The organism is Mesorhizobium sp. B3-1-7, assembly GCF_006439385.1.
Lineage (GTDB): Bacteria > Pseudomonadota > Alphaproteobacteria > Rhizobiales > Rhizobiaceae > Mesorhizobium.
Genome location: NZ_VFTL01000001.1, coordinates 107325 through 126667, shown reverse-complemented (window position 1 = coordinate 126667; position 19343 = coordinate 107325). Strand labels below are relative to the sequence as shown.

Genomic DNA, 19343 nt, shown 5'->3' with positions numbered 1-19343 from the left:
CAAGCGTATACATTAGAGTACCGAAATGAAGGCTCGCTCCAGCCATGTCAGAACGCCTTCGGACAGCTGAAGCCGGACAAGGCCGGCAGCAGCAGGGGATTGGCGCCCGAGCCGGCCTGGATCGTGTAGGCGACATCGCGTCCGCCGATCACGAAGCGGGCTTCCGTGTTGGCGCCGTCGCCGGTGATGGTCGCCTTGTCGAAAAGCCGCTTCAACGCCCACGGCCCTTCGAATTTGAGCGCGGACTCGCGGCCGGGCATTTCCGGCACGAGGCTGAGGCTCGCCGATCCGGAAGCGGCGCCGCTCGGCCATGTCACGATGCTCGGCGCGTTGCCGGCCTGGGCGCTCTGGACCGTCTGCCCGTCGACGTTGAGCACAGCGCTGTCGACTTCGCTGTTCACCGAGGTTGGGGTGATGGTGATCGAGACCGAAGACACCGAGCCGCCGGAAGGGAAGAAGGCGTTACGGATTTCCGCGGCCGACTGGAACGCCTTCAAGGTCGACTTCGCAAGATCGCGGCTGGAGCGGGCGTCCTGTTTCCAGGTCCATTCCTGGCCGGTCATGTCGATCAGCGGCGCAAGATTCTGCGCGAAGAAACGGTCCATCAGCCCGCCTGGCGCGAACAGCTTGGTGAAATCCGCCATCGAGATCTCGTCTGTGCCGTCGCGGGTGAAAGGATAGCGGCCATTGACCGCCTCCTCGCAGGCGCGCGTCACCGTCTGGTCGAGGTTCTGGTTGAGGTTGGCGACGGAGGTCTCGGCGACATTGCCTTCGAACTCGTCCGCCGCTGCGTTGACCATGCGCGCCAGCGGCTTCGGCAGGCGCGAGACATTGGCGCGCAATGTCGAGATCTGCAGCTGCAGGTTGGCGTTGACGCGCTCGGTCTGTGTGGGGACATCGGCCGCGAGCTTCAGGCTCTGGAAGATGTCGTGGAAGTTCTGCGTCAGCGCATCGAGCGGGCGGCGTCCGGCGGCTCCGCCGACCAGCGCCTGGAACGAGCGGAACTGCGCCTCGACGCTCGCGCCGGCATTCTGCGCGACGGCCGAGCTTGCGCCGGCGCGGCTTTGCGACTTGCCGCCGGCGATCTGGAGGCCGATGCGGGCGAGGCCCTTGGCCATGCTGGCGGGGTCCTGCTGCGCCGTGCCGGTATCGCCCTCGGCGGCGCTGTCCTTCGTCAATGCGGTTTCATCGGCGATCGCGGTGAAGAGCTGGTCGAGAGGCGAGTCCGGCGCGGCGACGGCCGAGAGCGCCAGATATTGCGGCTTGTCCTTCAGCATTGCCTTGAGCTTCAGCTGGTCGAGCACGCCGTTCCAGGCGGCGGCGAATTCCTTGCCGTAGCGGTCGATGAGCTCGGGGCCGAGCTTGGGCAGGTCCTGGTCGATGCCGCCCTGTTCGCCGCCGCCGCCAAGCACCCATTGATCGTCCACGAGCATCTGCGCGATGCGCGACAGCTGCGGCAGGAAGAAGCTATTGAACCCGCCGCGCGTATAGAGGCCGGTGACCTGAAGATCGGCAAGCTCGCTGCCGTCCGTGCGCTCGAACAGCAACTGCGCTTCCGGACCGGCTCTCGCGGCGATGGAGAAGTCCTTGAGCCTTGCGGCGTAGACCGCCGACTTGATCTGCGCCCAGGCGCGGTCGGTGAGGCTCATGCGTCCGAGCGAGCGCTGCGCGGCCTCCACCAGCGGCTGGTTGAGCTCGAAGACCGGATCATAGGCGTCGTCGAGCGCAAGCATGGCGCGCAGGTGCTTTTCGAGCTGCGCGCGGCCCTCGCGGTTGTTCTCGCCAGGGTAGCGGTTCTCCTCCCAATCCTGCTTCATCCAGGAGACAACCAGTTCGTCGTCGACCTTCGGCGCCTTGCCGCCCAGCATCAGGTAGATCTTTAAAGGCTCGTAGAGCGCGACGGGGTCGGCCATCCTGGCCTGGATCGTCCGCTCCGCCTGCACCAGCAGCCGCGAGCGGAAGGTTCGCTCCAGCGCTTGCCGGTAGGCGGTCTTGGAGGCCGACAACAGCCTCTCGCGTTGGCTGAGCCCGAACGTCTCCTCGATCGGCTTTGCCTGGTCGCCGTTTTCGAAGCCGGCCGGCAGGTTGCGCAACTGGTCGAGCGGACCGATGACGTTTTCGAGGTCGACGTCGGTCACCGTCGTGCTCTTCAGCAGCGTATCGGCGCTGTCGCGATAATGCGCCATGGCCTGCCTTGTGGAGGCGATCAGCTGCTTGTTGGCGAAGAAGCTGAGGCCCAGCACGCCGAGCGCCGCCAAAGCCGCCAGCGCGATCGCGGCGAGGCCGCCGAACCTCGCGAGCTTGGCGCGCCGCTCGGAGGCCCTGTCGAACGAGACCCAGCCCGATTCCGGGAAGATCACTTTGACCAGCAGATCATGCAGGAAGAAGCTCTTGCCGGCGCCGGAGAGATGCGCTTGCGAAGCACTGCCGAAACTGCGGCCGATCGCGCCCAGCACCTGGTCGAAAGGCGTCCCTTCCTGGGTGCCCGAGGAGAAATAGAGCCCGCGCAGGCTGACATTGACCTGTGACCGCGAGGTGTCGAACAGGCTGCCGACGAACTGTGTTATCCGGTTCTTCAGCGCGCCGAACTGCGCCGGGAAGCCGAATAGCGTGATCCGCGCCACCGGGTCGGCCTCTTCCTGCAGGCGGTCGGCGATCTCTTCGGCGAGCCGCTTCGCCAGTTCGTCGAAGGTTGCGGGCGCCTCGCCGGCCATGTTCCTGGTGCGGTCGGCCGTCTGGAATGTCGCGCCCCAGACCTTGCGCCTGCGCGCCTCGTCGAAATCGCCGAAATAATCCATGAAGCCGCGGATGAGATCGGCCTTGGTAAAGAGCAGATAGACCGGGAATTGGATCTTCAGCGTCTCGTGCAGTTCGCGCAGGCGGGTTCGGATCTCGGTGACATGCGCGTCGAGCTGCCGGTCGTCGAAGCCGATCAGGTCGGCAAGGCTGATGGCAAGGATCACGCCGTTGATCGGTTGCCTGGTGCGGTGTTTCTTGAGCAATCCCAGGAAGGCGAGCCAGCTTGCCTTGTCGTGCTCGCGGTCCGTCTCCTGCGTCGTATAGCGGCCGGCCGTGTCGATCAGCACCGCCTCGTCGGTGAACCACCAGTCGCAGGACCGCGTGCCGCCGACGCCGGCCACCGGCTGCGCGCTGCCGGAGCCGGCAAGCGGAAACTTCAGTCCGGAATTGACCAGCGCCGTCGTCTTGCCGGCGCCGGGCGGGCCGATGACGATGTACCAGGGAATGTCATAGAGGAAATTGCGCTTGCCGCTCGTCCGCTTCAGCGTCGCGATCGCTTCGCTCATGCGCGCTTCGAGCACCTGTGAATCGTCGTTGCGCTCGTCGCTGCGCACGATCGCCTTTTCGAGCGCCTTTTGCGCCTTGCGCCGCTGCCAGAAGCGGACCCCGTGGAACAGCGCGAGCGCCACGATGGTGACGCCGATGATCGTGGCCCTGAGCCACGCAGGCGCAAACGGGCGTGTGTCGGCGAAGCGGATCAGCGGCCCGGCATACCAGACCGCCGCCGAGAAACCGGCAAGCGCAAGCAGGCTGAAGATCCGCGGCGTCCAGCGCATCAGTTGCCGTTCTCCGCGGAGTCGTTCTGCAAGGTCTCCTGTTTCGGGATCATCATGGCGACGCGGCGGTTCTTGGCGCGGCCGTCCGCCGTGCCATTGTCGGCGATCGGCTCGTCCTCGCCCTTGCCGTCGGCACTGAGCCGCGACGGGTCCTTCAATTGCGTGGCCACCAGCGCCTTGACGGCCTTCGCCCGGGCGACGGAAAGATCGAAATTCGATTTGAACGTGCTCGACTTCTTTGGTTTCACATTGTCGGTGTGGCTGACGATCTTGATCGGCCCGGGTTCGGCGTCGAGCGCCGTGGCGATGTCGGCCGCGATCGGCTGGAATTGCGGCTTCAGCTCCGCCTGGCCGGGAGCAAACAGAAGCTGGTTGTTGATCTCGACGACGATGAACTCGCCCTTCTCGCCGACGCTCAGTCCGCCGCCGGCGATCTCCTTGGCAAGTGCGGCGCGGATGCGGTCGATCTGGGTGGCATCCGGAACCACGGGCGGCGGCGGGCTGGCTTGCGCCGGCTCAGTGGGCGCCGCCACGCTGGCGCGCTCTATGGTGACGGGCGTCGAGGGGTTGAGCGCCAGCAACTCGCCGGCGGTCGCATCGCCTTCATCGGTGATCAGCACCCGCAGTCCGAAGAAGGCCGCCGTCACCAGCGTCGCCGCGGCGGCCGCGACCGCCCAGAGCGGCAGCCGCGCCCTTGGCTTCGGCAATGCCGCAGCCATGCCCTGCCAGCGGGGCGAGACGTCGTCGGCGGCGCGCGGCTTGAAGTAACGCAGCGTGTCGTAGACGTCGCGCCGGACACGTTCGAGCGTGTTTCGCTCGCCCGCAAGCCCCCGATACTGGCCCTCGAAACCCAGCGAAAGGCATGCATGCATCAGTTCGAGCAGGTTGTAATGCGCTTCCGGCCTGGCGAGGACGTTGTTCAGCGCTTCGTAGAAGCCGGCGCCCGTCGGCTGGGTCTGGAAGAACTGCGCCACAAGGCTGTGCTGAAGCCAGCTGTTCTTGCTCGGCCATGGCAGATTGCCGACAAGGTCGTCGGCGGTTCCGCAAAGGGCGAATTTCGCGATTCGCGCGTCTTCCTCGGCTACGCCGGCTTTCGCGATTGCAAGCTCGAAGGTGTCGATCGCTTCGGCTATATGCCCCGCCAAGGGCGCCGCTTGCCGTTCGACCGGCATCAGCCGCAATTGGCCGAGAAGCATCAGCAGCGGCGCCGCGGCGGCAAGGATCGGATTAGCCGCGGCGTATCTCACGCCGCCGGCGGCGTCGAGCAGGGCATCCTGCTGCACCCCCGGCGCCGCATTGGCCTCTGCTCCCGGGGTAGGTCCCTGAAAGAGCACCGTTCCAGACGACCAGCCGGTGGGCATCTGCCGGCCGCCGCCGGGATCGAACACCGTCGATTCGCGGGAAGGCGATGGAGCGGGCCGAACGCCTTCCGGACCGGAACTCCCGGCAGCCGCGAGCGGTCGTTGCTTCGGCCGCGGCGCGCGGATGACGGTTTTGTCCAGCGGCCTGGAGGGATCGTCCTTCGAGCTCATCGGCGACGACCCGCCGTCGAATTGCAACGAGCATGTCTTTGCCCGGCAAAGCGCGCTTCAGGCTGAGCCTCGGCGGGCCGCATGGAAAGGCACATCTCGCCGAAACATGACATTGCTGCACACGCCCCAAGCCACGCCGCGTTGCCCGCCAGGCAAGCATCCCTGCCCATTCTAATCGCCCGGGCATTCAATTGAAACGGGGCCGCCGATTGAAATCGGAAAGCAAGATGATCGAAGAGGCGGCTTCTTCTATGAGAACCGTCACATACAGCCGGCGCGGTCCGTGCCGATCCAGTCTATTTCTGCTTGTCGGCCTTGGCGTAGGCTTCGGCGAAATAGGCGAGGAAGACATCCAGCATGCCGTTCTCGTGCTTGTCTTCCATCGTCCGCCATGTCGCGACAAGCGCATCCCAGGCCTGGCTTTTCCTGGACGAGAAGGACGCCGGCGGAATTTTCCTGGCGATCGCCTCCGGCGACAGGTCGTCGAGCAACCGCGACAGCGCGGCCTGCATGGCGGCGTAGGTCGCGATCTCATGCGCCTTCAGGTCGCGAAACGCGTCTTCGACACTATGCCTGGCGTCGAGATAGCCGGCCCTGCGCTTGGCGAACATGATCTCCAATATGTCGTCGATGCCCGGCACGAATTTCAACGGATTGTTGTCCTCGGCGCCGATCATCGTCCGGTTCGAACTCTTGGCGAGCACCTTTGCCGCCGCGCGCGCCTTGAGCAGCAGGGACAGTTGCTCGACAGTTGTCCTCAGCACGGAGCCGATCTCGGCCGCGACATCGTGCGGATCACGCGACTGCAGCAACTCCGGCGCGATGCCCGCCGCCTTGGCGATCTCCCGCAATATCGCGTCCGCCTCCGCGGGCCGGTTGGCTGGAACCGCCGGGCCGGGCTGCAGCGCCGAGGATGTCGAGACGGGCGCTGCCCCGGTTGGTCGCTGCTCCGCCGGATTGAAGAACGGCTCATGGCCGGGATCCAGGGGACGGCCGGTCGAGGACGACAGCTCACGTTGCGTCGATCCTGTACTGGCCTGAGGATGTCCGGTCGCGGCTCGTTCGTCTTCGATCGAAACGCCGACGACATAACGGCCGATCAGCAGCCGGTCGCCCTGGGCCAGCCGGTGCGGCCCGCTCATGCGCTGGCTGGAACCGTTGATGAAAGTGCCGTTGCGCGAGACATCGTAGAGCCAGAACGAGCCCGCCTGATAGCGGACCTCGCAATGCCGGCCCGAGATGAACTTGTCCGGATCGGACAGCGTCCAGTCGCAATTCTCGCGACCGATCTCGAAACTGCGGTCGCGGGCGGCGTAGCTGGCGGCGGTGCCGGCCGGCAGCCTGTCGACATTGCTGATCTGGAGAGAGATGAACATCCGGAAGCGTCGCCCAACTTGGTCAACAAATGCTTATTTTCCGCGCAATTCCAGGCGGAAACGCCAACGCACCTTTCCTGGAATTGCCTTGGCATTCTAGCAGCTTGCGAGCGCGGCGGGAGAGGAGCGTTTCACACCGGCGCATGGGCAGTTTAGCCACAGCTGTTATTTGGCCGCCGCCAAACATATGCTAGGCTGAAAGCGGTCCGGTGCGGTGGGCGTGAAAAGTTCCCGAACGTGATGCGGTTAACATAGCGGGGGCTTCAATCCATCATACTGGCGACCGCGTCCAGGAGGGGCACGACCATGCCGAACGAACGCGCCACGGTTGTGCAGACGCCGGCTGGCGCCGACCTGACCTTCACCCATCTCATCGGCCGCGATGAGATCAGCCGTTGTTTTGCCTATACGGTCGGCTTCGTCTCAAAGAATCGCGACGTCGACCCGTTGAAGATGCTGGGCGTCGTCGTTTCGGTCGAAGGCGAATCCGATCCGAAGCGCTGGTTCAGCGGCCTCGTGTCGGATTTCAAGCTGACCCGCATCGAGGACCGGCTGGCCTTCTACGAGGCGACCGTCAGGCCATGGCTCTGGTTCCTCGGCAACACCACCGATTGCCGTATCTTCCAGAACATGACGGCGGTGGAGATCGTCGAGAAGATATTCTCGAAATACGGCATCGCCAAATTCGAGAAGCGGCTGCAGGGGTCCTATCCCCAGCGCGAATATTGCGTCCAGTACGACGAGAGCGACCTCGATTTCGTGCAGCGGCTGCTCGAGCACGAAGGCATCTTCTATTTCTTCGAGCATGACGAGGGCAAGCACACGCTCATTCTCTGCGATGCGATGAGCAAACTTAAGCCGGCGCCCGGTTACGAGAAGGTGCTTTACAACTTCGAGGGCCAAGCCTCACGACGCGATGTCGAATACATCACCGAATGGATACCTGGCAGCGCGGTGCGGCCGGGCGCCTATGTCCATACGGATTATGATTTCGAGAAGCCCGGCGCCGATCTGATGGCGAAATCCGCCCAGCCCTTCGCTCATAAGGAAGCCTCGGGCGAGAACTACCGCCAGCCCGGCGCGCATCTCGATGTCGGGCGCGGCGACAAGATTGCCGGGATCCGCCGCGAGGAACTCCAGGCGGTGCACCAGCACAGCACGGCGGTTGGCACGGTGCGCGGCCTTTTTTCCGGGTGCAAGTTCACGCTGGAGAGCTTTCCGCGCGACGACCAGAACCAGGACTATCTGGTGGTCAGCGCCGAATACCGGTTGTTCGATCCGGGCTACCGGACCCAGAACGAGGCCCACAGCGAGAATTTCAAGGTGGTGCTCGGTGTGGCGCCCACCAAATTGCCCTATCGCCCACCGCGCATCACGCCGCGCCCGATCATGCGCGGACCGCAAACGGCGACCGTCGTCGGACCTTCGGGCGAGGAAATCTTCACCGACAAATATGCGCGCGTGAAAGTGCAGTTCCACTGGGACCGGCTCGGCAAGAAGGACCAGAACTCCTCATGCTTCGTGCGCGTCTCGCAAACCTGGGCAGGCAGCGGTTGGGGCTTCATCCAGATCCCGCGCATCGGCCAGGAGGTCATCGTCGATTTCATCGAAGGCGATCCGGACCTGCCGATTATCACCGGCCGCGTCTACAACGCGTCGCAGATGCCACCCTATGGCCTGCCAGGCAACGCCACGCAATCGGGCTGGAAGTCGAATTCCTCGAAAGGCGGCGGCGGTTACAACGAGCTGATGTTCGAGGACAAGGCGGGCTCCGAGCTGGTCAACTTCCAGGCCCAGAAGGACCACCATCTGCTGATCAAGCACGACCGCAACAAGACGGTCCAGCACGACCAGTCCGATCGCATCGACCACGACGCCAAGCACTCCGTCGGCCACAACCTCGACGAGGACGTCGGCAACAACAAGACCGTCAAGATCGGCGTCGACCAGACGACGAATATCGGGTCGAACGACACCGAGACGGTGGGCAAGAATCGTTCGCTGACGGTGATGGCAAACGAGACCATACACGTCGTCGCCAACTCGACGGAGAACATCGACGCCAACCATTCGCAGACGGTGGGGCTGAACCAGACGGTCACGGTGGGTATCGCGCGCGTCGACACGGTGGGCGCCGCCGAAGCGAGGACCGTGGGTGCCTCGCAGACGAATACGATTGGGGCGACCCGCGCCGTCAGCGTCGGTATCAGCCAGAGCCATGACATCGGGGCCGGCGACAGCTGGAACGTCGGAGCCGGTCAGGCCGTTAACATCGGCGCCGACCAGAACGTGACCATAGGCACCGCCCAGTCGTTCAATGTCGGTGCTGCGCGCAGCGCCAGCATCGGCGCCGACGACTCGACGAATGTCGGTGGCGCCCATTCGCTGACTGTCGCAAAGGACAGTTCGATCGGCATTAGCCAAAACAGCGCGATCAATGTCGGCAAGAAGCTGGTGATCAATGCCGGCGACGAGATCCTTATCCAGACCGGGTCGGCCAAGATCATGATGAAGAAAGACGGCTCGATCGCGATCGAGGGCAAGGATATCTCGGTCAAGGGATCGGGTAAGATCGTTATTAAAGCATCGGGCGACATCACCATGAAGGGCTCGAAGATTGCGGAGAATTAGGAGGGCGCATGGCAAAGCTTCGTAATCGCATCGAAGGTGTCGTCATTGGCCAGTTTCTTGGCTTTGACGGCGACAAGCCGCTGGTCGTTTTTCCCGGCAATCCCTGGGAAACCGCGTTGCCGGCACGCAGCTTGGCCTCCTTGAGTTCCGACATGATCGGACAGGAGGTCGCGCTGCTGTTCGAAGACGGCAATCCGCAAAAGCCGCTGATCGTCGGCCGTATCGTGGAGCCTGCCAAAAAGCCAACAGGAGCTCAGGTCTTTCGCGATGGCGAGCGCGTGCGGATCCATGCCGAGGAGCGGCTTGAACTGCGCTGTGGCAAGGCCACGATTCTGATGGAGGCGGACGGCCGCATCACTATCCGCGGCACCTATGTCGCCAGCCATGCGAGCGCGACCAACCGCATGCGCGGCGGGTCGATCAGCCTGAATTGAAGGTCAGATGGCGGGCGCGGCGAAATTGAACCGGCCGCCTATCGCGGCGCAAGAGCAGATCGTCCCCGATATCGTACGCCAGCACGTCGAGCAGGCCGCATTCCTCTGGGCGCAGCGCGACATGCTGGCGGCCCAGAAGCCGCCGGACGAGAAAGCCATCGTGGGTATCGACCGGCGACTGGAGGCTAATCTGGACGGTGTGCGCGTCGCCGGAGCTGCCGCTTGGCCATTCATCACCGCAGCCTATGATGACTTTCCCGAGAGGGGCGAACTGTTCGTCTATGGCTGGACGGCAATAGAACAGACGGATGGGCGACGTATTCTCGAAGCCGTGGAGCTGGGCCGCACACGGGACGACGAAGTGCACGGGCTGGTGGGCGCACTTGCATGGCATGACGCCAAGGCGATCGGACCGCTGGTGCGCAACTGGATCGCGTCCGAGGATGGGTTCAAGCGTTATCTCGCGGTTGCCGCATGCCTGGAACACGGCGTGGATCCCAAGGACGTCCTGGTCCGCCTTGTCCGCGATCCAGATATGCGCGTGTGCGCAACAAGCCTGCGCCTTGCCGGCAAGGCGAGGCGCGCCGACCTAGTGCGCGAGATCGCTGCCGCCCTGGAATCGCAATATGAGGCGGTACGCCTTTCCAGCGCCCTGGCGCTGAACGAACTCGGTCACGCCGCTCTGGCAAAGCCCGAACTGCACAAACAGGTCCTGGCTAACGGACCCGACGCGCTGATTGCCTTGCGCACCATTGTGAAGATCGGGCCGGACAAGGATGTCCGCGCCTGGATGGGCGGGTTGCTGAAGTCGCCTGACACCGCGTCGCTTGCCGTGCGCGGGGCCGGCATGCTGGGTGACCGCACGATCCTGAACTGGCTTATTCATCAGATGCGCAATCCTGCGCTCGCCGTGGCGGCGGGCGGCGCGTTGCTCGAGCTTTTTCCGGAGGCGCGCAACGCGGATCTCTTCACGCTCGAGCCCGCGGAAATCGGCCAGGCATTCGAGGACCATTTCGGAGATTTCGGCCCGAATGTGCCGGTGGCCGACAAGGTGGAGGCCTGGGGAAGGGCGGCTGCCCTGCTTGGCTGACTGAGCCGGGTCACGGTTACGAGGTTATGCGGACGTCCAGGCGCTCGGCGCGGCAAATCGATGGATCCAGTCCACTGTGCAGGCCCTCTCGGCGAACGGTCCTTCGAATTCGGTGATGTCCGTCAGCAATACCGGATCGAGGAGAGACCCGGCCGTGAAATAGGAGGCCAGTTCAGGTTCCCGGCGGTGTCGGTCGCCCAGGATGGGCTTCTCCCCGAGCTGAAGCAGTGCGCCGGACCCGCAGGGCTTGAGCACCGCGCCGGGTATCGTCTTCAACGACTGTCGCTGGCGCGCGAGTTTTGGATCGGCCAGGAACTTGGCGCCGATGAATGTGAGCCAGGAAATTGCCTTCATGCCGTTGTGCATGAACGGCAAAGCCGCGTTCAAATCCTCGACATCGACAGCCCAGTAGCGTTTCGCCCACGGGAAAATCTGGGCGAAAGCGGCTGCCTTGAAGTAGGGATCGTACAGGTGACAAAATCCGGCATGGCCGGACAGATATTGGATGTGTTTTCCCACTTCGTTGGCCAGGCTTGCCACCAGAGCCGGTGCCGTGTCCCAGGGAAAGAGAAACCGGTAGAAGGCGTGCTCCGGCTCGTTGGCCTGATGCGCGAGGCGGTATATGCAGGCGCTCCAGCTTTGCGAGAGCTTGCCGTCCCAGATGCGAAATTCCGTGCGCCATCCTCGGATGGTCCGATGACGGATCCGGTGCAGGAACGGAAAGGTTGCGCCATCCGAAAGCGGAGCGTTGATATAGTTGCCGGCAGGCAGCCTGCTGAAGCCGATATCGGGAGAGGCCTTAACCTTCGTCCAGACGTCTGCCGGCGCGTATTTTCGGTAGATATCGAGAACCGCCTCCCATTGAGGTACCGATAGGCGTTCTGCATAGATAGTGAGGTCGAGCCCGATCTCCAGCAGGGGAGAGTCGAGATCTCCGGGGGAAGGCAGTGTCAGGAGGGCGGGAGACGTCATCTGGAATCCCTGGTTACTCTTTGGGGTCCGGACCGGCGTCCGCCCCCTTCTCGTCCTTGATCCACTCGCGCACCTCGTCGTAATTGCTCTTGAGATATGCAGCCATGTCCTTATGTCGGGCCAATTCTCCCTCTTCGTAGGTGTATTCCACGACATCCATTTCGCCGTCGGCCCGGCGGGTGTCGATGTCGAGGTAAACGACAAAGGTGGTATCCGCGCCGCCGACGATCAGCAGATTATCCGGATTGTAAGGGTCTTCTCCCTCACGCATCATTTTCTTGAAGCTTTTGACGCGGTCACGAATTTCCTCCTCATGGCGCTGTGCCAGGGACAAGAGGTCGGCTTCGTCCTCCAGGGCTATCCAGCCATCGTGCAGCAGCAGCATCTCGCGATAGCTTGGAGGCAGCGCGTAACCGAGGCTGCGTTCCAAGGCTTGTAGCTGCTGCTCGGAGGCAGGTGGCCCGAGGACTTGATCTGCTGACTGACCAAACGCCACCTGGTAGAACTCTTCCCGGGCCTGATATAGTTTCGAGACCAGAGCCTGTAGCCGTGCACGGATATCCTTGGCCATCGTTCCCATCCATCTATTTGCAGCAATCGAGCGTGACGCCCGTGTGTGCCTTGACCTTTTTCCCGTTCGCGTAGGTAAAATCGGTGGTCTTGAAGGCCCTCATCTTCGAACCAATCCATTCGTTCGGTTTTGACGGCATCATCCTAAGGTTCGCGAAGTCCTTGGTCGCACCGCCCACCTGAATTTCCTTCATGTGATCGGGGCTCATCCCCGGCAGGTTGGGTTTGGCTCCCTGATCCTTCCATCTGTCATGCGCGCATTTGTGGACGAAGTTGTCTTTGATGTCGTCGGGCTTGGCGGTGCCTTTGGGGGGGAGCTGGTCGGTCAGCGCCTTGCGATAGGCGTTGGCCCCCGCGTTGCCGAGTTTGCGCAAGCTTTTTCGCCCGCCCGACCGCGGCGCGTGCGAAGCCTGACGCCGAAAATCGCCTTGCTTGTTCATTGCCAGGCATTTGGCGCACATGCATTTTATGTCGCATTCACGCTTCTCTTTGTTCCGTTCCTCTTTGTAGTCGGAGCATTTGATAATCAGCGGATTGCTGCCGGCTTTGCATACGTCTGGGATAATGCCTGCCATACAGATCGTGTTGCCGTGGTTCATCTTCAGCTTGTCGCTGAACCGGCAGACGTTTGCCCCGTCCATCTTCACATCGAAGGAATACGTGATCCACGTCGCCTCCTTCATAAAAGTGCTCGACACGACGCCGCCCGCGGTTCCAGCCTCATCGCCCGAGCAGCGGCTGAGTTCAGAGCCCTTGATCGCGCAGGAGTTGCCGTCCGCCGTGACAGTTGTGGTGCCATTAGCCAGGTCGCTGGCGTTTGAAATGATAACGGGGTATGGGATAGGCACTGGTCCGCCGGGGCTGGGTGTCTTGCACACGTCGGGAGCCGTGCTCATCGCGAAGTCGGAGCTGCCCTTGTGGACGATTCCGTTCATCGTGCCGTTGACCTTGACCGTTACCGACATCAGCGCGCCTGTGCCTCCGTGCGGGCGTGGGCGAGAAACCCGCAGCGTTCGCCCGATTCCGAACTCGTGAATGCCGCCAGGACAGGTCCTGCGGCGTAGCGTTTCCTGGTGGCCTCCTCGGCCAGCATGAGCAGCAGCGGTCCGGAAGCCGCCCCCACATCGCCCCAGCAATCCGCCGGCGCCGTAAAGGCGTCGGGCGCGCGGAACAGCTCGGCCGCGCGGATGCTCGCAAAGCCAAACTCATCCGCACGGTAAGGCTCGCCATTCATGTCGCAATACAAATGGTCTACCTTGATTGCGGGCGGGTCGCCGGCCAGGATTCGAAACATCGCCAGCAGGCCTTCGCCGGTGCACACGGTATCGGTCTTGATCAGGTTGGTTTCGCGGGCGATGGCAACTGACATGAGCTCTAGCGCTGCTGAGAGTTGATATGTTTGCGCCGCGGCTGTGGTCGTCAGCAAAACAAACCCCGCGGCCTCACCGGGGATGAAACCATAGGGATTGTTCTCCGCCCCGGCCGAGTGAACCTGATCGTTTTCTTCCAGCCATTCCAACGTTTCCGGCTCCAGATAGGAATCGACGCTACCTGCCAGCGCGAACTCGCAGGCGCCCGACCGCACCGCCTGCCACGCCCTTTCGATCGCCATCGTTCCGGCAGCGTGCCCGGATTCGATGACGATGGTTTTTTCGATGTGGCACAGAGGAGCCAGTTCCTCGCGCAGCCGGTCGACGACGATGGTGGCCACGTCACTTTCGCGGCCCGGTCGGGCAGACGGCAAGCCGACGAATAGGGAAACCCGAAGTTCGCCGGCCCAAGGCGCTGATAAAGGTCCGACGGCCTCTACTGCGGCGGGCGCCGCCAGTTCCGCTAACCGGGCCGCTCCCCTCACATCTATGTCGAGGTATGGCGCCAGGGCCACGATCATGCTCTTGCCGGCAGTGTCCACCACGAAAGGATGTTCGCCGAAACCGGCAATACCGGCACGCACGGCGGCAGCTGTCGCCGCTGCTGTCATGCCAACGGCCGTTCGGGCTCCTGATCCGATAAGCGCCACTCTCACCGCCCTTAACCACCTTCTTCATCAGGATCGCGCCAACTCTCATCGATCCCGGATGGGACCGAGCGCGGGTGTGCGTTCGTCACCGACAACAGGCTCACGCGCGTCCGGTCTAGCCGCTGCACATTGGCATGCGCCGGCAGCGACGTTCGCCAGACCAGCACCACCCGCGGCACGTCCGGCTCGATTATGACGGTGTGCAGGGTCCCTCGGTGCGTGATGCGTGGCTTGCCCTTGATATCCGTCTCAAACCGGAAGGCGAGGCGAGGTAAAAGAAACGCCATCCGCCCGGCCGGCGTCAGGTTCAGCAATTCCACAGGCTCTCCCCCTCGGAAGAAATGTTTCGGTCGCTGGTCCTCGGGAGAGCAAAGAAAGAAGCGGTCATCCAGGTCGAACGGATAGAGCGGGAAGTGATTTTTCTGCCACGCTTCATCATAGGTGCCGGCGTGTTGGGCACGCTGGCGCCAATGCGCGGGGATCGGTCCGAAGCCGGCCGCCTTGCTGCCACCGTTAGAGCCCAAGGTTTCAATATTCGGAGCGATCTTGCCGGGCACGGGCACCAGTCCGGTCCCGACTGGGTTGTATTGATCGAAGTGGGGCCGCTCCGGATCCTTGACCGGATCGGGCTCGCACCCGCCATACGCGCGCTCGTAGACCAGCGGCATGCGCATGAAAGGCTGCGGCGATCCGACACTGACACCGGACACTGAGTGCTGGTAGACGCGATCCCCGGTGACTCGGAGAGATTTTTGCAGGTCACCTATTCTCAAACTCACGTCCACGGACGTCGCGGGTTTGTCCCCAACAGCGTAGGCATGGCCGCGCAGCAGCACGTCGGTCGTCGGTTTCGTCAGGTAGAAATCGGAATCGTACACCAGACTGCCGGCGCCCGGCCCGATGCCGAATTTGGGGGCCACGACCGGAGGCTCTTGTTCATCGGCGACAGCCGTTGTCCCATCCGGATTGACGCGCAGGCTGCATCGTACGGCGACCATCCAGACCTCGCCTCCGTCCCGGCCTCTGGTCCAGAGCCCGCTTGCTATGAACGGCGTATCGTTCTCGACCTGCCACATCAGCTGGTCTCCCAACTAGCGGCGAAGATCTGCTCCAGCGTCGATTGCGGCGCCTGCGGATCGACGTCGAAAATATCCGTATGCGCGGTCCACATAACCAGGTCGTCGACGACATCGCCCTCGCCTTCGACAAGCGGAACCGGCATGGCGGCCACGGCCGCGTCGAGCTCGCCGGGCGCCAGCTCCCCCCGCTGCGCGGCGAAGGCTGCGCTCTCGATGTCATCGAACCAGCCATCGCAATAAGCCAACTTCAGCGGCGCGTCCGGGAGCCTTGCGACGACGCTCAATGGAAATTGCCGGCCGACCCGATCGGCGCTCTGCAACACGATGCCCGCCGAGCCGCCGAAGGCACCAGGGCCGCTAAGGAAGCGCAGCGCCGTGCTTGCCGGCCAGGTCTCTACCCCGAACAGCGGCACGATGTGCTGCGCCAGCCAGCGGTCCCACACGCGCACGAAATCGCCCGGCAGCCGCCGCGTCACGAAATCGCCAGCGGCGGGCATCTTGCCGTAAAAGCCGGGCAGGTTCAGATCTGTGGCGGACATGTGAACTTCTTGAACATTTCGAGCGTGTAGGGGTTCTCGACGCTGGCCGCCTTGAGCTCGAAATCGGCCCACATCCCCTTGGTGCCGAGCCGCAGGCTGTAGACGTCGGTGAGCTTGGTCGCGTTGAAGCGGCCGCCGCGCAGCATTCTCAGCCACGCCCAGCTGCCGGTCTCGTTGAGCATTATCTCAGGCGAGCCGTCGACCGGCTGGAAGGCGAGCGAGATCACGCCGGTGCCGTCCTTGCCGGGCCATGTCATCGGCTGCGGCCTTGTCGCGTTGTTGTAGTAGACGAGGTTCTGGCCATCGAGGTTGAGCGTCACCCGCGCCACGTTGGGCGACAGGTCCTTCGGCTCCAGCGTAAAATTCATCACAGGGCCGGTGCCGCCGGGGAAGAGATCGTCGCGGATGTGGCGCGCCTGCTCGAACGCCGCCAGCGCCGCCGGGTCCAGGCCGAAATCGGCGCGCCATTTCCACGGTTCGCTGGCGGTGTCGACGTAGTTGATCAGGTGGTCGTTGGTGAAGGCGTCGATCAGCCCGGTCGGCCCGAACAGGCGCTGGAAGTCGCGCACGTTGACGTCGACCGCGCTCTCCGGACTGAACGGATAGCGGTTGTTGAGCGCGGCCTGGCAGAAGGGCAGGATGTCCGCCCGCCAGATGGCGTTGAGCTCGTTGGTGACGGCTTTCTGCGACAGGCCGCTGGTGTCGCCGGCAATCCCGCCCAGCCAGTCGTTGATCGGCGAGGGCAGGATCTGCGCTTGTCTCGCAACCGCGCCTGTCAGCTCGGCCAGCCCGCCCTGCTTCTTGATGGCGTCCTGCGGGTCGGGATTGGCGGTGACGGTCTGCAGCACATTGGACAGCGCCGTCAGCGCCACGACGGCGGCGTCGAGCGCCGGCGGCTGGCCGTCGACCTGGGCGATCGTGCCCTTGAGCGGCTTGAAATGCTCGGCCACCAGGCTGCCGGTCATGTCGACCTGGTCGGCCGAGCCCGCGCGAGGCAGCAATTTCGCGCCGGTCTTCACCACCTTGCCCAGCTTTCCGAGCTTGCTCAAGAGCTTCGAGCCGGTCTTGGCGGCGCCGCCGCTCTTGTCGTCGGCCGCCGCATCGTCCGAACGGGTCAGGTCGGTCTCCTGCACCACCGCGGTCAGCAGGCGCTTCAGCGCGGAGTCGGCGCTGGAAAGATCCTTGAGGTTCTCGCTGGCGACGTTGAGGTCGGTCAGCGGCGCCAGCCGCATGTCGCGCAGGAACGAGTCCCACTGCGCGATATAGTCGTCGTAATAGAGCTTCAGGATGTCTTCCGACAGCGCCGAGACCGACGTCTCCGAATTCTCGGAGCAGCCGCCGGCAAACACAGCGCGGTCGAGCGCTGCCTGTCCGGCGACATCCTCGACCCGGTCGAGGATCGCGTCGTGGAAGCCGGCATAGGTGTAGGGGCCCGGCACACCCACACGCAGCGTTTTGTCGGAACGGCGCGCGAACACCTTGGCGCCGTTCGGCCCGGCAAAATTGGCCGGCACCCATTCCTTGACCGCCGCCACTTCCGTGTCGGCCAGAAGCTGCTTATAGGCGCGCTCCGGCAGCGAGATCGTGCACACCGTCTTCAGCGCCTCGGCGACCAGTTCCTTGTCCGGCGCGATGTAGCTGTCGTCGACGGCCATGCGGCGGATCGCGGCAAGCTGGTGCTCTTCGGCGTCGGCGGTTGGGAAGGGGGCGGCAGGCGCGAATTGCGGCAGGCTGTTCACCCACCAGTTCTGGACGAAATCGGTGTCCATCTGCGACAGGCCTGTCATCATCCGGTAGGTCTTCAGCGCGCCGAGCATGAAATCCGGATCGCGGATCTGCCGCCACATCGTCGCCTCCAGCAGCGCGACCATATGCGGCTCCAGCACGTTGCGCAGCGCATGGTCGTAGGTATCGGTCTGCGCGCGCACCAGCTCGGCCGAAGCCGTCGGGCCGAGCAGGTTGTGGATCGCGTCCGGCGGTGCGGTGCGGGCCGTCGCCACCGCGTCCATCGCCGCCAGCGCGCCGTCCATGGTCGGCTGCTCGACCGCGGCCGGCATGGCGGCGACGTCGGTCAGGGGCTGCTGCAACGCCTCGAACTGGCCGGCCTGCTCGGTGATCGCATTGCGATTGTCGAGATAGGACCAGGTGAACAGTCCGCCGGCGAGCAAGGCGGCGAGCGCGCAGGCGGCGGCGGCTCCGCGCCAGATCCAGGCGCGGCGGCGCTGCGCCAGCGGATCGAACGTGCCGAGGCCGGCTTCCTTGAAAATCACTTCGGTGAGCAGGTTCCTGAGGAAGAAGCTGCGTTTCTCGACGCGCGCCGCCGGCATGGCGCGGCGCGGCGGCAGTCCGAAGGATGAGGAAAGGGCGGCGGTCAGCCGGTCGATCGGCGCGCCTTCCTGCGTCGCCGAGGTCAGATAGAGGCCGCGCAGCCAGGCGGCCTCCTCGTAGCGGCTTTCGCCGAACATCGACTCGACCAGCACCTGGATCGGCTCGGAGAGGCTCGCGAGCTGCGCCGGGAAACGGAAGATCTCGGCGCGCTGGCCGAGCTTGTCCTCGTCCTCGAGCCGCGGCACCAGCCGCCGCTCCAGCTCGGAGGCCAGCCTGGCGAGTTCCGTCTGGATCGTGCCGGGGTCGACACGTGCGTCGAGCGGAAAAGTGGTTCCCCACACCTGTTCGCGCGCGGTTGTCGACAGGCCGCCGAAAAAGGCCTCGAAGCCTTTGATCAGGTCGGCCTTGGTCAGCATCAGGTAGACGGGCAGGCGAATCTCCAGCCGATCGTTGAGCTCCGCCAGCCGCCGGCGGATTTTTCTGCCATGCGCCTTGATCGCCTCGTCGCCCTCCGACAGCGCGTCGATCGACAGCGCGACGATGACGCCGTTGAGCGCACGCCGGCCCCGGTGCTTCTTGAGCAGATCGAGGAAGCCCAGCCATTCCGTCGCATCGACATCCGGCTGGCTTTCCTGCTGGACGTAGCGGCCTGCTGTGTCGATCAGCACCGCGTTCTCCGAGAAGAACCAGTCGCAATTGCGCGTCCCGCCGACGCCCTGCAGATCGTCGGTGAGGTCGATCGGGAAATTGAGACCGGACTGGCGCAATGCCGTTGTTTTGCCCGTCGCCGGCGGCCCGACGATCACATACCAGGGCATCTCGCGCAGGAATTTTCTGCCGCCGAGCTTGCGCCGCTTGAGCTCGGCCATCACCTCGCCGAACTTGGCGCCGACGGCCGCGACGCTCTCCTCGCCGGGCGTAAGCTGCTTTTCGGCGACCGGCGCCGCGATCTCGGCGACGAACATGCGGTTGGCGCGGATCGCGCGGCGTTGCGCGACGATCAGCCAGATCAGCCACAGGATGATCAGCCCGGCGATGATGGCAATGCGCACATTGTCGGATTCGAACGGCGCGTAAGGGCCGACCTGCACGATCGGGCCGAACACCCAGATCAACAGCGAAAGCAGCGCGATGCCGATCAGCGTCCATAGGAATCGCGAGGTGATGACGGCCCAGAGGAAGCGCAGGATGAACATC

13 protein-coding genes are annotated in these 19343 nt (G+C 64.0%); 3 read left to right on the top strand and 10 right to left on the bottom strand.

The annotated features are described in order from the left end of the window. Positions 1–47: 47 nt before the first annotated feature. The 3 genes from tssM (FJ417_RS00605) to tagH all read right to left on the bottom strand — a co-directional run bounded on the left by tssM (FJ417_RS00605) (position 48) and on the right by tagH (position 6483). On the bottom strand, positions 48–3575 hold the full coding sequence (gene tssM, locus FJ417_RS00605; protein ID WP_181183123.1) for a type VI secretion system membrane subunit TssM: 3528 nt from the start codon (positions 3573–3575) through the stop codon (positions 48–50). Next, entirely contained in the window at positions 3575–5107 is a 1533-nt protein-coding gene (gene tssL, locus FJ417_RS00600) for a type VI secretion system protein TssL, long form (protein ID WP_140782111.1), read from the bottom strand. Before tssL ends, tssM (FJ417_RS00605) begins: the two co-directional genes overlap by 1 nt. A 296-nt stretch (positions 5108–5403) precedes the next feature. Beyond that, entirely contained in the window at positions 5404–6483 is a 1080-nt protein-coding gene (gene tagH / locus FJ417_RS00595; RefSeq protein ID WP_140782110.1) for a type VI secretion system-associated FHA domain protein TagH, read from the bottom strand. Positions 6484–6789: 306 nt separating this feature from the next. Between tagH and tssI the strand changes: the two genes are divergently transcribed. The 3 genes from tssI to FJ417_RS00580 are packed head-to-tail and all read left to right on the top strand — an operon-like array spanning position 6790 to position 10638. After that, positions 6790–9114: a type VI secretion system tip protein TssI/VgrG gene (gene tssI, locus FJ417_RS00590; protein WP_140782109.1), complete on the top strand. Its 2325-nt coding sequence runs from the start codon at positions 6790–6792 to the stop codon at positions 9112–9114. A gap of 8 nt (positions 9115–9122) precedes the next feature. Then, positions 9123–9548: a DUF6484 domain-containing protein gene (locus tag FJ417_RS00585; RefSeq protein WP_140706188.1), complete on the top strand. Its 426-nt coding sequence runs from the start codon at positions 9123–9125 to the stop codon at positions 9546–9548. A 7-nt stretch (positions 9549–9555) separates the two neighbouring features. Further along, positions 9556–10638, top strand: coding sequence for a hypothetical protein (locus tag FJ417_RS00580; RefSeq protein WP_140706186.1), 1083 nt, complete (start codon positions 9556–9558; stop codon positions 10636–10638). A gap of 24 nt (positions 10639–10662) precedes the next feature. Here FJ417_RS00580 and FJ417_RS00575 read toward each other — a convergent pair whose 3' ends face one another. The 7 genes from FJ417_RS00575 to tssM (FJ417_RS00545) are packed head-to-tail and all read right to left on the bottom strand — an operon-like array spanning position 10663 to position 19342. Then, a complete protein-coding gene (locus FJ417_RS00575) occupies positions 10663–11610 on the bottom strand; it encodes a type VI immunity family protein (RefSeq protein WP_181183122.1) in 948 nt (315 codons plus the stop codon). Between the two features lie 13 nt (positions 11611–11623). Next, positions 11624–12181 carry an SMI1/KNR4 family protein gene (locus FJ417_RS00570; RefSeq protein WP_181175419.1) on the bottom strand — a complete coding sequence of 186 codons (558 nt, stop codon included), beginning with the start codon at positions 12179–12181 and terminating at the stop codon, positions 11624–11626. A gap of 13 nt (positions 12182–12194) precedes the next feature. Further along, the gene (locus FJ417_RS00565) at positions 12195–13145 is read right to left on the bottom strand and encodes a DUF4150 domain-containing protein (RefSeq protein ID WP_140706179.1); all 951 of its coding nucleotides are present in this window, start codon (positions 13143–13145) and stop codon (positions 12195–12197) included. Continuing rightward, positions 13145–14161 carry a beta-ketoacyl synthase N-terminal-like domain-containing protein gene (locus tag FJ417_RS00560; RefSeq protein WP_140782107.1) on the bottom strand — a complete coding sequence of 339 codons (1017 nt, stop codon included), beginning with the start codon at positions 14159–14161 and terminating at the stop codon, positions 13145–13147. The genes FJ417_RS00565 and FJ417_RS00560 overlap by 1 nt, the downstream gene beginning before the upstream one ends. 50 nt (positions 14162–14211) lie before the next feature. Then, positions 14212–15276 carry a DUF2169 domain-containing protein gene (locus FJ417_RS00555; protein ID WP_140706175.1) on the bottom strand — a complete coding sequence of 355 codons (1065 nt, stop codon included), beginning with the start codon at positions 15274–15276 and terminating at the stop codon, positions 14212–14214. Further along, positions 15276–15818 carry a type VI secretion system-associated protein TagF gene (gene tagF, locus FJ417_RS00550; protein ID WP_140782106.1) on the bottom strand — a complete coding sequence of 181 codons (543 nt, stop codon included), beginning with the start codon at positions 15816–15818 and terminating at the stop codon, positions 15276–15278. The genes FJ417_RS00555 and tagF overlap by 1 nt, the downstream gene beginning before the upstream one ends. Next, positions 15800–19342, bottom strand: coding sequence for a type VI secretion system membrane subunit TssM (gene tssM / locus FJ417_RS00545; protein ID WP_140782105.1), 3543 nt, complete (start codon positions 19340–19342; stop codon positions 15800–15802). The genes tagF and tssM (FJ417_RS00545) overlap by 19 nt, the downstream gene beginning before the upstream one ends. Between the last annotated feature and the right edge of the window lies 1 nt (position 19343).

What these genes read in the sequence shown, in the direction of transcription:
- tssI (WP_140782109.1), top strand. Translation starts at nt 6,790, where the DNA reads ATGCCGAACGAACGCGCCACGGTTGTGCAGACGCCGGCTGGCGCCGAC.
- FJ417_RS00555 (WP_140706175.1), bottom strand. Translation starts at nt 15,276, where the DNA reads ATGTGGCAGGTCGAGAACGATACGCCGTTCATAGCAAGCGGGCTCTGG.
- tssM (WP_140782105.1), bottom strand. Translation starts at nt 19,342, where the DNA reads ATGTTCATCCTGCGCTTCCTCTGGGCCGTCATCACCTCGCGATTCCTA.
- FJ417_RS00580 (WP_140706186.1), top strand. Translation starts at nt 9,556, where the DNA reads ATGGCGGGCGCGGCGAAATTGAACCGGCCGCCTATCGCGGCGCAAGAG.
- FJ417_RS00565 (WP_140706179.1), bottom strand. Translation starts at nt 13,145, where the DNA reads ATGTCGGTAACGGTCAAGGTCAACGGCACGATGAACGGAATCGTCCAC.
- FJ417_RS00575 (WP_181183122.1), bottom strand. Translation starts at nt 11,610, where the DNA reads ATGACGTCTCCCGCCCTCCTGACACTGCCTTCCCCCGGAGATCTCGAC.
- tssM (WP_181183123.1), bottom strand. Translation starts at nt 3,575, where the DNA reads ATGCGCTGGACGCCGCGGATCTTCAGCCTGCTTGCGCTTGCCGGTTTC.
- FJ417_RS00585 (WP_140706188.1), top strand. Translation starts at nt 9,123, where the DNA reads ATGGCAAAGCTTCGTAATCGCATCGAAGGTGTCGTCATTGGCCAGTTT.
- tssL (WP_140782111.1), bottom strand. Translation starts at nt 5,107, where the DNA reads ATGAGCTCGAAGGACGATCCCTCCAGGCCGCTGGACAAAACCGTCATC.
- tagH (WP_140782110.1), bottom strand. Translation starts at nt 6,483, where the DNA reads ATGTTCATCTCTCTCCAGATCAGCAATGTCGACAGGCTGCCGGCCGGC.
- tagF (WP_140782106.1), bottom strand. Translation starts at nt 15,818, where the DNA reads ATGTCCGCCACAGATCTGAACCTGCCCGGCTTTTACGGCAAGATGCCC.
- FJ417_RS00560 (WP_140782107.1), bottom strand. Translation starts at nt 14,161, where the DNA reads ATGACAGCAGCGGCGACAGCTGCCGCCGTGCGTGCCGGTATTGCCGGT.
- FJ417_RS00570 (WP_181175419.1), bottom strand. Translation starts at nt 12,181, where the DNA reads ATGGCCAAGGATATCCGTGCACGGCTACAGGCTCTGGTCTCGAAACTA.